The organism is Streptomyces sp. NPDC025638, assembly GCF_055558775.1.
The window spans coordinates 326,720-340,822 of sequence record NZ_JBVHLX010000002.1; the positions used below are offsets into that span (position 1 = coordinate 326,720).

The following is a 14,103-nucleotide window of genomic DNA, read 5'->3' on the forward strand; positions in this document are numbered from 1 at the left end:
CCTCTGATTGTCAGTGGCGCATGCGATGGTGGAGATCACTGGGGGAAAGCACCACCAAGAAGGGGGGCCGCCGATGGGCTGGCACCGGGAGCTGCTGATCGGCTTCGACCTGGAGACGACCGGGACCGATCCGCGTGAGGCGCGTATCGTCACGGGGGCCGTGATAGAGGTCAGGGCCGGACAGCCCGTGGGACGCCGGGAGTGGCTGGCGGACCCGGGCGTGGAGATCCCGGCCGACGCGGTGGCCGTGCACGGCATCAGCAACGAGCGTGCGGCGGCCGAGGGCCGGCCGGCCGACCAGGTCGCGGACGCCATCGCGGACGTCCTCACCGGCTACTGGAAGACGGGTGTGCCCGTCGTCGCCTACAACGCCGCCTTCGACCTCACCCTGCTCTCCGCCGAACTGCGGCGCTACGAGCTGCCGTCGCTCTCCGACCGCCTCGGCGGCATCGACCCGGCGCCGGTCATCGACCCGTACACCATCGACCGCCGGGTCGACCGCTACCGCCGCGGCAAGCGCAACCTCGAAGCCGTCTGCGCGGAGTACGGCATCACCCTCGACACCGCCCACGACGCCTCCGCCGACGCCCTGGCCGCGGCCCGCCTGGCCGGCGCGATAGCCGACCGCCACCCCAAGATCGCATCCCTCGGCCCGGCGGAACTGCACCGCCGTCAGATCGGCTGGTACGCCGAATGGGCGGCGGACTTCCAGAACTTCCTGCGCCGCAAGGGGGATGCGACAGCGGTGGTGGACGGCGTGTGGCCGCTGCGCGACCTGGCAAACCTGACGGACGAAAAGGTCTGAGCCGAGCGGCGTTGAAGTACAGCCGCGGCTGCGCGACGACGTCCGGGTCGGCGACGAGTTCGAGCTCGGGATCGAAGCTGAACGGCAACACCGTGCCGGGCGCCGAGCGGGCGAGCCACTCGGCGGTTCCGGGTCGCTGAAGCCGACGGTGGGGGAGGGCGTCGAACAGGGCCCGCACGGCGTCCAGATCCACCCGCCGGTCTCCGTGGGAGGCGTCGAGCAGGGAGATCAGGTGCCGGTGAGTGTCGTGGTCCGGCGTGCGTCGTCCTCTCCGGTCCTCTCGGGATGTGTGGCGGGCGCGAACGCCGCGGCTGTATCGGCGGGCTTGGGGCTGCCGACGGCCCCGGGGGTCCCGGCGGTCCTGTGGGCGCGTTCCACGGACTGGCCCCAGTACGTGCCGGTGACCATCAGGGTCGCGCCCAGGGCCGTGAGCGGGGTGAGGTGTTCGCCGCCGAGGGCGATGCCCACCGCCGCCGCCCAGACCGGCTCGGTGCCGAGCAGCAGACTGGCCCGGCTGGCGGACGTGCGCTGCACCGCCCAGGTCTGGACGAGGAAGGCGAACACGCTGCAGAACAGGGCGAGATAGACCAGCTGCGCCCAGGTCGCCGCATCGGCTCGGGCCAGCGACGGAAGGTCGCGGGCGGCGGGGGCGAGGAACAGTGCCGCGCCGACCAGGGTCTGGATCGCCGTCAGGTGCAGCGGGCGGATCGTCCGGTCGGCGGTGAGCCGGCCGACCAGGGCCACGTGCACCGCCCGGACACCGGCCGCGGCGAGCATCAGCAGGTCCCCGAGGCGCGGCGCCTGGAAGCCGTTGCCGGACATCAGCAGACCGACGGCCAGGACACACACGCCGGCCGCGGCGAAGAACACGGGAGGCGGACCGCCCCGGCGGCCGGTGCGGTCGATGAGCGGGGTGAGCACGATGGTGAGGCTGATGATCAGGCCCGCGTTGGCGGCCGTGGTGTGGGCGACGCCGTACGTCTCCACGACCAGGACCGCGGCCTGGGTGAGACCGAGCGGCACCCCGGCGCGGACCTCGTCGCGGGTCCACCGCAGTCCGCCCCGGGCGGCGACGAGGCCGAGACAGGGGAGTGCGGCGAGGGCGTAGCGCGCGAACAGGACGAGGAGGACGGGCAGTGCGGCCACGGCCGTCTGGGCGGACAGATAGCTGGAACCCCAGACGAGCGCGACCAGGAGGAGTACCACGTCGGTACGGCGGGCGTCGGTCACCCGCCCACGGTGCACCGTCGACGTACCTGAAGCCCAGAACCACTTTCTTAAACGATCTTTTAGCAGACCTACACGGTCGCCCTACACTGACGGGGTGGACGAACGGCAGCTGAGGATCCTGCGGGAGCTGGGCGAGCTGGGCAGCGTCACCGCGGTCGCCGAGGCACTGCTGGTGACGCCGTCGGCGATCTCGCAGCAGTTGCGTTTGCTCCAGCGTTCGATCCCGGTGCCGCTGACCGAACGGCACGGGCGGCGCCTGGTGCTCACCGACGCCGGACAGGCGCTGGCGGACGCGGCCGTCGAGGTCGAGTCGGCGCTGGCCCGGGCCCGGCACGCGGTCGAGGAGTTCGTCGGCAGGCCGGACGGCGAGGTGTCGTTGGCGGCGTTCCACAGCGCGGGCGCGGCCTTCTTCCCGCTGTTGCTGCGCGCCCTCGCCGGGCCGGACGCGCCGACGGTCGTGCTCGCCGACGAGGACGTACCGCAGGAGGACTTCCCGAGGCTGACCAGCGCCTACGACCTCGTCCTCGCCCACCGCCTGGACCACGCCCCGCCCTGGCCGCGCACGGTGACCGTGACCACCCTGCTGCACGAGCCGCTCGACGTGGCGATGCCGGCCGGGCACCCGCTCGCCGCCAAGCGCCGGGTGACGCCGCGCGATGTCGCCGACCAGCCGTGGATCACCGTGCACGACGGGTTCCCGGTCATGGCCACCATCGAGGCCATCGCCGCGGCGGCCGGCCGACGGCTCCATCTGGCCCATCGCATCAATGAGTTCGCGGTGGTCGCCGAGGCCGTCGCCGCCGGGGGCGGGATCGCGCTGATGCCGCGCTGGACCATGCGCCCGCATCCGGCGCTGGTCCTGCGGCCGCTCAGCGGCGTCCGGGCCACGCGGCACATCGACGTCCTGTGCCGCCCCGAGCGCACGGCGAGAAAGGCGGTCCGTACGGTCCTGACGGAACTGAGGCGAACGGCACGCACCGTCCGGGGCGAGGTGACTTTCTGAGGGGGCGCGGGGTTCAAGAGCCGCTCAGAACGGATACCACCGCACCGTCTCGTCCCCGTCCCGCAGTGACGCCACCCGGCGCCGGAACTCGGCCAGCGCCTTGGGGTCGGCCGGGGCGTGCTGGGCGACCCAGGCGCAACTGGCCGTCTCGCGGGCGCCGCGCAGCACCGAGCAGCCCTCCCACGCCCGCACGTCCCAGCCGTAGGCCTCGGTGAAGGAGTCGTAGGCCTCGGCGGGCAGGCCGTACCGGTCGAGGGACAGGGCCATGACCACCAGGTCGTGTTCGCGCAGATCGGCGGAGAAGGTTTCGAGGTCGACCAGGACCGGCCCGTCGGGGCCGATGTGCACATTGCGGGGCAGCGCGTCGCCGTGGATCGGCCCCGGTGGCAGCTGGGGCGTCAGCGCGGCCGCGGCCGCCGCGAAACCGTCGCGGCGCTCACGCAGGCAGGCGGCGTCCGCCGGGTCGATCGCGTCGCCCGCGAGCCGCAGCCAGCGCTCCACACCGCCCAGCAGCTCGCGGGGCGGCAGCGCGAAGGAGGGGGAGGGGAGGGCGTGCACCAGCCGTAGCAGTTCGGCGAGATCCCGCGGTTCGGCGGGCCGTACGGGCTCGGGCAGCCGGTGCCACACGGTCACCGGGTGTCCCTCCACCAGCAGCGGCTCGGACCCGGCCGCCCGCACCGCCGGCACCCCCGCGTCGGCCAGCCAGCCGGCGATCTCCAGCTCGCGCCGGGCCCGGTCCAGCAGCTCGGCGTCGCGGCCCACCTTGACGACCAGATCACCGGCGGCGAACACCGCGTTCTCACCGAGGGCGAGGAGCCGCGCGTCCCGCGCCGGACCCGGCAGCACCCCTGCCGTGGCCAGTACGTCCCGCGCCCGTGCCTCGTCCATCGCCCGCCTCCATGTCCGGCCTCGTGACGGCGTCAGCATCTCGCCGTCCGAGCGTCAGTCTCGCATCCGTACAGGTCGGACGGGGTGCACGGTCCCTTGACGCGACCATTATTGAATTGAACGAGACGTATCGTCTCGCTTACCCTCGATGCCATGACCCCTCCCTCCCACATCGCCATGTTCTCCATCGCCGCTCACGGCCATGTGAACCCGAGTCTGGAGGTGATCCGCGAACTCGTCGCACGGGGACACCGGGTGACATACGCGATCCCGCCGGTGTTCGCCGAGAAGGTGGCGGCGACCGATGCGCGGCCCGTGCCGTACCACTCGACGCTGCCCGGTCCCGACGCCGACCCGGAGGCCTGGGGGAGCACCCTGCTCGACAACGTGGAGCCCTTCCTGGCGGATGCCGTCCAGGCGCTCCCGCAACTGCTCGCGGCCTACGAGGGGGACGAGCCCGACCTCGTCCTGCACGACATCACCTCCTACCCGGCCCGCGTCCTCGCCCACCGCTGGGGCGTCCCCGCGGTCTCGCTCTCGCCGAACCTCGTCGCCTGGGAGGGCTACGAGGAGGAGGTCGCCGAGCCGATGTGGGCGGAGCCGAGGAGGACCGAGCGGGGCCGGGCCTACTACGCCCGCTTCCACGCCTGGCTGGAGGAGAACGGGATCAGCGAGCACCCGGACCCCTTCGTGGGCCGCCCCGCCCGCTCCCTGGTGCTGATCCCACGGGCGCTGCAACCCCACGCCGACCGTGTCGACGAGCGCGTCCACTCCTTCGTCGGTGCCTGTCAGGGCGACCGCGTCGAGCAGGGCCACTGGCAGCGTCCGCCGGGCGCCGAGAAGGTCGTGCTGGTGTCGCTCGGCTCGGCTTTCACCAAGCAGCCCGCCTTCTACCGGGAGTGTGTGCGGGCCTTCGGGGACCTGCCCGGCTGGCACCTGGTGCTCCAGGTCGGCAGGCATGTCGACCCCGCCGAGCTGGGTGACGTACCCGAGACCGTGGAAGTGCGCCACTGGGTACCGCAGTTGGCGATCCTCGCGCAGGCCGACCTGTTCGTCACGCACGCCGGTGCGGGAGGCAGTCAGGAGGGGCTGGCCACCGGCACACCGATGATCGCGGTGCCGCAGGCCGTGGACCAGTTCGGCAATGCCGAGATGCTCCAGGCGCTGGGCGTCGCCCGGCACGTACCCACGCCGGAGGCGACCGCGGACACCCTCCGCGCGGCCGCCCTCGCCCTGGTCGGCGACCCCGAGGTCGCCCGGCGGCTGAAGGAGATCCGGGCCGGGATGGAGCTGGAGGGCGGCACCCGGCGTGCGGCCGATCTCATCGAGGCCGAACTGCCCGCGCGTCGGGCATGAGCGAGGGCCCGTCGGTTCCCCCGGGGAGACCAACGGGCCCTCGTGTCACAGCGGTTCGGCCAAGAGTCAGACCCGGACCGGTTCACCCTCCTCCGGCACCGCCGGTGCGACCGCCTCCGGCGACTCGTCGTGGGTGAGGTCGGGCATCCGGTGCAGCCACTTCGGCAGGTACCAGTTGCGCTCGCCGAGCAGTGCCATCACCGCGGGAAGAAGCACACCGCGGATGATCGTCGCGTCGATCAGCACCGCGGCCGCCAGGCCCACGCCCATCTGCTTCATGGACTGCATGGACAGCGTGCCGAAGATCGCGAACACGGCGACCATGATGACCGCGGCGCTGGTGACGACACCGGCCGTGGTGACCACACCGTGCTGGATCGCGTCCTTCGTCGTACGGCCGCGCAGCCGGGCCTCGCGGATCCGGGACACCACGAACACGTGGTAGTCCATCGACAGGCCGAACAGGATCACGAAGAGGAACAGCGGCAGCCAGGTCACGATGGCGCCGACGCCCTCCGCGCCCACCAGCGAGGCACCCCAGCCGTGCTGGAAGACGGCGACGAGGATGCCGTAGGCCGCGCCCACCGACAGCAGGTTCAGCACGATGGAGGTGATCGCGACGGTCAGCGAGCGGAACGACAGCAGCATCAGCAGGAAGGCGAAGACCACCACGAAGGCGAAGACCGGGACCACGGAACCGATCAGCTGGTCGTTGAAGTCGTGGTTGCCCGCGACCTGTCCGGTGACCGGCGCCTCGACGCCGTCGACCTTGCCGAGCGTGGCGGGCCGCACCTCGTCGCGCAGCTTCTCCAGGCTCTTGGTCGCCCTGCTCATGTCGGAGCCGCCGACCAGCGGCACGGACACCAGGGCCACGTTCTGCGCGTCGTGCAGCTTGATGTCGATCGGGCCCTGCGAGGCGCCCGACTCGATCGCCTGCTTCTTGAAGTCGGCCAGTGCCTGACGCACCTCGGGCGCGTTGATGTCCTTCGCCTTGACGACCACCGAGGCCGGCTCGGAGCCGCCCGGGAAGGCGTCGTTGAGCCGGTCGTACGTCTGCACGATCGGCAGCGAGTTGCCGAACTCCTGGTCCAGCGTGAGCTGCGAGGTCTTCATCCCGAGGGCGGGAGCCGCGACCGCGAGCAGGGCGCCCGTCGCGACGGCGACCGAGATCAGGGGCTTGGCGAGCACGCCCCGCAGGACGGCGGTCCAGAACCGGCTCTCCGAGCCGCCGCCGCGCCGCTTGCGGCGGCCCAGGAACGGGATGCGGCCCTTCTCGACGCGCTCGCCCAGCAGGGACAGCAGCGCGGGCAGAACGGTCACGGAACCGACCATGGCGACCGCCACGACCATCAGCGAGGCCAGGCCCATCGCCTCGAACTCGGGGAGCCCGGTGAACAGCATGCCCGCCATCGCCACGCACACCGTGACACCGGAGACGATGATCGCGCGGCCGCTGGTGGCGGCGGCGATCCGCAGCGCGGCCCCCGCGTCACGCCCGGCCTCCCGCTCCTCGCGCTCCCGGCGCAGGTAGAAGAGGCAGTAGTCGACGCCGACCGCCATGCCGACCAGCAGCATCACGGAGTTCGCGGTGTCGCTCATCGGCTGCAGATGGCTGACGATGCCCATCAGGCCCATCGTCGCCATGATCGCGGTGACCGCCAGCGCCACCGGCAGCAGCGCGGCCACCAGCGCGCCGAAGGCGATGAGCAGAATGCCGAGCGCCACCGGCACGGCGGAGAGCTCCGCCTTCTTGAAGTCGTCCCCGAAGGCGTCCTTGTACTGCTTCTGCATGCTGGCGGAGCCGATCTCCTCGACCCGCACCGTCTCGTGGTTCTTCTGCACGCCCGCGACGGCCTTCAGCACCGGCTCGACCCGGTCGGCCGCGGTGTCCGTGTCGCCGCGCATGTCGAACTGCACCAGCGCGCTGTGGCCGTCCTTCGAGATGCTCCGGTTCTCGTACGGCGAGGTGACGCCGGTGACCTTGCCGGTGCCCTCGACGGCCTTGACGACGTCGGCGACGGTGGCCCGGAACTCGGCGTCCGTGGCCTTGAGGGATCCGTCCTTCGACTGGACCAGGACCGTCTCGCTCGCCGGATTCTTGATGCCCGCGTCACCGATGATCTTCGCGGCGGTGTGGGTCTCGCCCGACAACTGGTCGGACTCGTCGACGTCGACGCGGCCCGCCGCCGAACCGAGTCCCATGGCCAGGACGACGAACAGCACCCAGATGCCGACGGCCGCCCAGCGGTGCCGGGCACTCCATCCGCCGGCCCGGGCGGCCAGGCCCCGCACCCGTATGTCTCCGTTCCCCATGACGGGATTGCCCCCTCGTGTGCGGTGACGGCCCCCGCCGCCACGTCTTTGCTGCGTTCGATTCGAAGGTATGGGGCGGATAAGAAGGTCTCGTCGTGCTGTCCGGTGAAGTGCGCAGCCTTGTTCTCATCGCTGAGGAGGATGCTGGGCCCTTACATCTATGGGGGCTTCTCGGGGGTGCCGCTCAGGGCTGTCCGTTCCGTCGGCAGAGATCCACTTTGTGATTGCGAAACCTTGTTGAACAAGTCACAGCTGCGTGTAGTGGTTGATTCGCACCCACCTGATCGGCAAGAGTTTCGCGCAGCCCGGCCACGGGCGAGCGGCTGTCGTGCCCACCCCCACGGGGCACGACGGCCGCTCATCACGACGGCCGCTCCATCACGACGGGCGCTCTATGGTGTCGGGATGAAGACGTATGCGGCGCTGCTGCGCGGGATCAATCTGGGCGGCAAGAGGAAGCTCCCGATGGCCGAGCTCCGGCAGCTCCTGGAGGGACTCGGTCACCAGGGCGTACGCACTCATCTGCAGAGCGGGCAGGCCGTCTTCGGCGCCGTCCGCGGCGACGAGGAGTCCCTGGCCGCGGACCTCACCGAGGCGATCGAGAAGCACTTCGGGTTCCCCGTCGAGGTGATCGTGCGCGACCACGCCTATCTGGCGGCGGTGGCCGGCGCCTGCCCCTTCCCGGCGGCCGAGCTGCAGGGCAAGGAGCTCCACGTCACGTACTTCTCCGCGCCGGTCACCGCCGAGCGCTTCGCGGACATCGACGCGGCCGCCCACCTCCCCGAGGAGTTCCGGCTCGGCGACCGCGCGCTGTACCTGTACGTCCCGGCGGGCCTCGGCCAGTCCAGGCTGGCGGCGGTTCTGTCCCGGCCGCGGATCACCAAGGGGCTGATCGCCACGACCCGGAACTGGAACACCGTCGTGAAGCTGGTGGAGCTCACCGCCGCGCAAGAGTGACCGTGCGCGGGCCCAGGATGGGCGACAGGGAGAGGATCTCGCGGGGCACGGCCAGCCGCGGGTCCTCGTGGAGGCGCCGGAACTACTGCCGCGACTACGCGCTGCTGCTGTGCTCACTGCTGCGGGCGACCGGCACCCCGGCCCGCGTCCGGGGCGGCTACGGCACGTACTTCGTCGCAGGCCTCCAGGACGACCACTGGGTGACCGATGTCGTACCCGGCCCGCTCGCCCTCCAGCCGATGGAAAATCAGGCCCCTTACCAGAGCGGTGAGTTGGCGCGGATCCCTGCCCCAGGAACAAGGTCAACCCGGTCGGCCGCGCACTGGTGTGCCAGGCTCTTGGGCATGCGTTACATCATCATCGGGGCGGGAGCGGTCGGTGGCACCGTCGGGGGACGGCCGGCCCAGGCCGGACGCGAGGTCGTGCTGGTGGCGCGGGGCAAGCAGCACGCGGCACTGAGTGAGGGCGGGCTGCGGCTGCGGGGTGCCGGAAGGTGAGCTGACGTACCGGCTGCCCGTTGTCGACGGGCCGGCGGCGCTCGATGAGCTGCGCGCCGACGACGTGCTGGTGCCGGCCGTGGGGGCCCAGGACAGCGTGGCCGCCCTGGGGACCGGCGCCGGTGGTGGGCGGCGGTACGGCGGCCATGGGGGTCCCCGCTGCTTGAGCGAAGTCGAAAGCTCGGGGGAGGCTGCCGCTGGTGTGCGCGCAGAACGGGGTGGAGGGCGGACGGCTCGCCCTGCGCCGGTTCCGGCAGGTGACGGCGTCTGCGTCTGGCTGCTCTCGGCCTTCGTCGAACCCGGAGTCGTCTCCGCCGCCGGCACCCCGCTCACCGGCATCCTGCATCTCGGCCGCCTGCCGCACGGCACCGACGACACCGCGCACCGGATCGCCGCCGACCTGGCGGCGTCCCGCTTCGGGGCGCCGGTGGTGGCCGACGTGGCCCGCTGGCAGTACGCCAAGCTGCTCGGCAACCTCGGCAACGCCATCGAGGCGGTCAGCGGCCCGGTCGTGGACGAGGCCGGCCGTGACCTCTACGCCCGGGTGCGGGCCGAGGGCGCGGACGTGCTCGACGCCGCCGGGATCGCGTACGCGAGCGCCGGGGAACAGCGGGCGGCGCGCGGCGACAAGGTCACCCTCGTCCCGCTCGACGGCGTCCGGCTGGGGCGGCGGCTCCTCCTGGCAGTCCCTCGATCGCGGCACCGGCACCATCGAGGCCGACTGTCTGAACGGCGACATCGTCCTGGTCGGACGTCTGCACGGCGTGCCGGCCCCGCTGAACGAGCTGCTCCAGCGGCTCGCCGACCGGTTCGCGCGGCGAGCGGCGCGCCGCCGGATCGATGCCGGTGGACGAGCTCGTACGGCCGGCGGACGACGCTGTCGCGTTTGTTCAAGAAGGCTGAGCCGGGCCTTCCTAGCGTGGGGGGCATGACGTACGACGACATGCACCCGTACATGATCGAATGTGCCGCCGAGGCGGCGCGCGTCGCGCGCGGTGTCGCGGCGGCACAGCTCGACCACAAGAGCCACTGCACCGACTGGGACGTCCGCGCCCTGGTCAACCACTGGGTCCTGTACACCTCGCACGGCCTGGAGCACCGCGCCCTGCGCAAGCAGCTCCCCGAGGAGCTGACCGCCCGCGACTTCACCGCCGACCCCGACTGGGCCGAGGCGTACGCTGCCCAGCTGGACCGCGCGGTCGCCGCCTGGGCGGACCCGAAGGTGTGGGAGGGCGAGGTCGACCTCGGCATGGCCAGGATGCCGGCCGCCGAACTCGCCTCGATGATCATCAAGGAGCTGGCGGTGCACGGCTGGGACGTCGCGACCGCCACCGGCCAGGAGTACCGCGTCTCCGAGGGCGCGGCCCGGCTCGTCCTCGACGTGGTCGAGACCCACGGCGAGCTCTACCGCCAGTACGACGGCTTCGCCGACCCGGTGCCGGTGCCGGACGACGCGCCCGTCTTCGAGCGGGCACTGGCGGCGAGTGGACGGGACCCTCGACGGTAGTGCCATTGGGCCAGTGAAAGCGTGCGGGATTGGGTCGAGACCCTGTGCCATTCACGGACTAGCGTCATCGGTATGACGCACTCCGCGACCACCCGGGTCGACTTCCACTTCGACCCCGCCTGCCCCTTCGCCTGGATCACCTCCCGCTGGCTGCTGGAGGTCGAGCGCGAACGCCCGCTCGACCTCCGCTTCCATGTGATGAGCCTGTATCTGCACAACGCCGGCAACGAACTCCCCGACTGGTACCGGGACTTGGTGGACCGGTCGATCGGTCCGGTGCGGGTCGCCGTGGCCGCGGCCGAACGGCACGGCGAGCAGGTGCTGCGGGACCTGTACACCGCGCTCGGTACGCGGATCCACGACCGCGGGATCAAGGACTTCGACGCGGTCGTCGCCGAGTCGCTCGCCGAACTCGCGCTCCCGGCCGACCTCGCGGCCGCCGCACACGACCCGTCGCACGACGACGCGGTGCGCCGCAGCCATGACTCCGGAGCCGAACCGGAGACCGGCATCTATGTGGGCACGCCCACCCTGTGCGTCGACGGGACGGTGTGGTTCGGCCCGGTGCTGCGCGCCATTCCGCGCGGGGCCACGGCGGCCGAACTGTTCGACAGCTTCCGCGTCCTGGCCGCCCACCCGGACTTCTTCGAACTCAAGCGCACCCGCACGGGAGCACTCCGCTTCGACTGATCGGATGAATCCTTGGGTGAGTAGAAGATACGCGTCAATTACGGTCCCTTTCATTGACTGTCGCACCCAAGTGCTCCTACCTTTCCCGGCGTTGGGTACAGGCTGATCCCACGGGAGGGGTATATGCCCACGCACCGAAGAGCCGCCCTCGTCACCCTCGCCTCCGCCGCCCTCGTCCTCGGGGTGGTGGCCGGGCCCTCGGCCCTCGCCGCGCCGCCGCGGGCCGCCTCCATGGACGTCCATGTCTCACCCGTCGGCGACGACCACGCCGACGGCACCCTCCGACATCCCGTCCGCACCCTGGAGCGCGCCCGCGACCTGGTCCGCGCCAGGGCCGGGAATCTGGGCGCCGACCTCACGGTCCACCTGGCGGCCGGCACCTACCGCCGCACGAAGCCGCTCGTCCTGGACGCCCGGGACTCGGGCACGAACGGCCATCGAGTGATCTGGCAGGGCACCGGTGACACCGTCATCAGCGGCGGCCGCCGGGTCACCGGCTGGCACCGGGTGCCGGCACGGCCGGGGCTGTGGTCCGCGCGGGCACCCCAAGGGCTCACCACCACACGGCAGTTGTACGTCGACGGAGTGCGCGCCCAGCGGGCCCGCGGGGCCGTGCCGGTCACCCTCACCCAGGCCGCCACCGGCTACACCGCGTCCTCCGACACCCTCGCCCACTGGAAGCGCCCCGCCGACGCCGAGTTCGTCTACACCAGCGGCGAGGCCCTGTGGAACGTCGAGCGCAACGGCCTCGGCCAGTGGACCGAACCCCGCTGCCCGGTCGCCTCCGCCGAGGGCACCACCATCACCATGGCCCAGCCCTGCTGGGACAACTCCAACAAGCGGGTGGAGTTCCCCGACATCCCCGGCCGCACGGTCAGCATGGTCGGCCCGGGACATCTCACCAACGGCGGCAGACCGTCGTACGTCGAGAACGCCTACGAACTCCTCGACCAGCCGGGCGAGTGGTACCTCGACAAGGGGTCCCGCACCGTCTACTACCTGCCCCGCAAGGGCGAGGACCTCGCCCGCGCCGACGTCGAGGCGGCGGCCGCCGGGAAGCTGCTCGACGCACGGGGCACCGCCGACGCCCCCGTCCACGACATCGCCATCCGCGGGCTCCGGTTCAGCTACGCGACCTGGCTGACCCCCTCCACCCCCGAGGGCTTCTCCGAGATCCAGGCCGGCTACACCATCACCGGTGACAAGGGATGGGCCACCCAAGGGCTGTGCCAGTACGTCGAGGGCGGCACCTGCCCCTTCGCGTCCTGGACGAAGATGCCGGGCAACGTGTCCGTCACCCACGGGCGCCACATCGAGTTCGCCGACGACGTCTTCGCCCATCTCGGCGCGTCCGGCCTTGAGTTGGGGACCGGCAGCGAGGACACGTCCGTCAGTGGCAGCATCTTCACCGACATCTCCGGCAACGGCCTGGAGATCGGCGGTGTGGACGGCCGAACTCCGGCGTCCGGTGTGACGGTGACGAACAATCACCTCTACGGTCTGCCCCGCGAGTACCACGGTGCGGTCGCCGTCCTCAACGGCTACACCCACGACAACACCATCGCCCACAACCAGATCGACCACGTCGGCTACTCCGCGATCTCCATGGGCTGGGGCGGCTGGCCCGACAAGATCGGCGACCCCGCCACCCCCAACCCGAGCCACGACAACGCCGTACGCGACAACCTGATCTTCGACTACATGCAGATGCTCGACGACGGCGGCGGCATCTACACCCAGAGCCTGACCGGCACCTCGATGGCCGACGGCGAGAAGGTCACCGGCAACGTCGTCCACGACCAGTGGGGCCTCGGCAAGAACGTCTACACCGACAACGGCTGCACCTACGAGACGGTCCAGGGCAACGTGCTCTACAACGCCTCGTACGCCAACGTCGCCTCCCGCCACACCGACTACCGTGACGGCCTCGGCAACAACGACCCGACCCTCGTGAAGGACAACTGGTGGGAGGAAGGCACGGCCGACGGCGACAACAAGGGCCTCGTCACCACGGGCAACCGGATCATGGCGTCCCCCTCCGACGTCCCGCCGGAGATCCTGCGCAACGCCGGACTGGAGCAGCCCTACCGCGCCCTGCTGGACCGCACCGTCGCGGCGCCGTCCGTCCCCGAACAGCCGTCCCGGGTCGGGACGGCCACCGCGGGCGCGGATGCCCTGTACGTCACCTTCAACCCCAGCTTCGTCGACGGGGGTTCACCGGTGACCGGGTACACGGCGCGGGTGTACGACACATCCGGTGCGCAGGTTGCCGAACAGGGTATTTCAGCAACGGAGTTCAGGCGGACGGCACTGGTGCGGATCGGCGAACTGCCCCCGTCCGGCCGACCGTTCACGGTGACGGTCACCGCCGCCAACGCCCACGGCAGCAGCGCCCCGTCCCTCGCCTCCGCACCGCTGACACCGACCGCCGCGGGCGCACTGCCCGGAGCGCCGGCGAGCCCCAGGCTGCGTACGGCGGCCACCGCGGCCACCCTGGCCTGGACTCCGCCGACCGCCACGGGCGACGCCAAGGTCGTCGGCTACCGGGTGACGGTCTCCGACGGCCGGGACCCGATCGACGTCACCGGCCGGGACGTCCTGGTCACCCAGCCCTCCGCCAAGGGCATGTTCCGGGTGATCGGCGGGCTGCGGCCCAGCACCTCCTACACCGTGACCGTCGCGGCGGTGACGGCGGCCGGTACCGGACCCGCGGCCACGGTCACCGCGACGACGCGAGCAACTGCGCCATAATGCCGCGCTGTTGGCCACTCCGGTCCGACTGCGACGGATAACTCCCCTGGTGTGACACGTTCGCCGCCGGAGACGCAGTATCAAAAGCGGGACACGGCAATGAGGC

At 71.5% G+C, this 14,103-nt stretch carries 9 protein-coding genes and 2 pseudogenes; 8 read left to right on the forward strand and 3 right to left on the reverse strand.

The genetic code is table 11. The features are described from left to right. Positions 1 to 73 precede the first annotated feature (73 nt). On the forward strand, positions 74 to 805 hold the full coding sequence (locus tag ACZ4EG_RS05595) for a 3'-5' exonuclease (protein ID WP_453556927.1): 732 nt from the start codon (positions 74 to 76) through the stop codon (positions 803 to 805). Positions 806 to 1,033: 228 nt separating this feature from the next. On the opposite strand, the gene ACZ4EG_RS05600 is transcribed toward ACZ4EG_RS05595, so the two are convergent. Beyond that, positions 1,034 to 2,035: a DMT family transporter gene (locus ACZ4EG_RS05600; protein WP_467789652.1), complete on the reverse strand. Its 1,002-nt coding sequence runs from the start codon at positions 2,033 to 2,035 to the stop codon at positions 1,034 to 1,036. 94 nt (positions 2,036 to 2,129) lie between these two features. Here ACZ4EG_RS05600 and ACZ4EG_RS05605 point away from each other — a divergent pair, with 94 nt between their 5' ends. Then, positions 2,130 to 3,038, forward strand: a complete 909-nt coding sequence (locus tag ACZ4EG_RS05605) for a LysR family transcriptional regulator (RefSeq protein ID WP_467789653.1) — start codon at positions 2,130 to 2,132, stop codon at positions 3,036 to 3,038. Between the two features lie 24 nt (positions 3,039 to 3,062). Here the strand turns inward: ACZ4EG_RS05605 and ACZ4EG_RS05610 are convergent, their stop codons facing one another. After that, entirely contained in the window at positions 3,063 to 3,926 is an 864-nt protein-coding gene (locus ACZ4EG_RS05610) for a phosphotransferase enzyme family protein (protein WP_467789654.1), read from the reverse strand. Between the two features lie 107 nt (positions 3,927 to 4,033). On the opposite strand from ACZ4EG_RS05610, the pseudogene mgt reads away from it, so the two are divergent. Then, positions 4,034 to 5,282 (forward strand): annotated as a pseudogene (mgt, locus tag ACZ4EG_RS05615) (macrolide-inactivating glycosyltransferase). 66 nt (positions 5,283 to 5,348) lie between these two features. Here mgt and ACZ4EG_RS05620 read toward each other — a convergent pair. Beyond that, positions 5,349 to 7,595: an MMPL family transporter gene (locus tag ACZ4EG_RS05620; protein WP_467789655.1), complete on the reverse strand. Its 2,247-nt coding sequence runs from the start codon at positions 7,593 to 7,595 to the stop codon at positions 5,349 to 5,351. A 405-nt stretch (positions 7,596 to 8,000) separates the two neighbouring features. Between ACZ4EG_RS05620 and ACZ4EG_RS05625 the strand changes: the two genes are divergently transcribed. The 5 genes and pseudogenes from ACZ4EG_RS05625 to ACZ4EG_RS05645 all read left to right on the forward strand — a co-directional run bounded on the left by ACZ4EG_RS05625 (position 8,001) and on the right by ACZ4EG_RS05645 (position 13,997). Further along, complete coding sequence (locus tag ACZ4EG_RS05625) at positions 8,001 to 8,552, forward strand: DUF1697 domain-containing protein (RefSeq protein ID WP_467789656.1); 552 nt, start codon at positions 8,001 to 8,003, stop codon at positions 8,550 to 8,552. A 344-nt stretch (positions 8,553 to 8,896) separates the two neighbouring features. Further along, positions 8,897 to 9,952 (forward strand): annotated as a pseudogene (locus ACZ4EG_RS05630) (ketopantoate reductase family protein). A gap of 25 nt (positions 9,953 to 9,977) precedes the next feature. Beyond that, entirely contained in the window at positions 9,978 to 10,556 is a 579-nt protein-coding gene (locus tag ACZ4EG_RS05635) for a TIGR03086 family metal-binding protein (protein ID WP_390707347.1), read from the forward strand. A 72-nt stretch (positions 10,557 to 10,628) separates the two neighbouring features. Next, positions 10,629 to 11,246, forward strand: coding sequence for a mycothiol-dependent nitroreductase Rv2466c family protein (locus ACZ4EG_RS05640; RefSeq protein ID WP_467789657.1), 618 nt, complete (start codon positions 10,629 to 10,631; stop codon positions 11,244 to 11,246). 123 nt (positions 11,247 to 11,369) lie between these two features. Continuing rightward, positions 11,370 to 13,997: a fibronectin type III domain-containing protein gene (locus tag ACZ4EG_RS05645; RefSeq protein WP_467789658.1), complete on the forward strand. Its 2,628-nt coding sequence runs from the start codon at positions 11,370 to 11,372 to the stop codon at positions 13,995 to 13,997. The last annotated feature ends 106 nt before the right edge of the window (positions 13,998 to 14,103 follow it).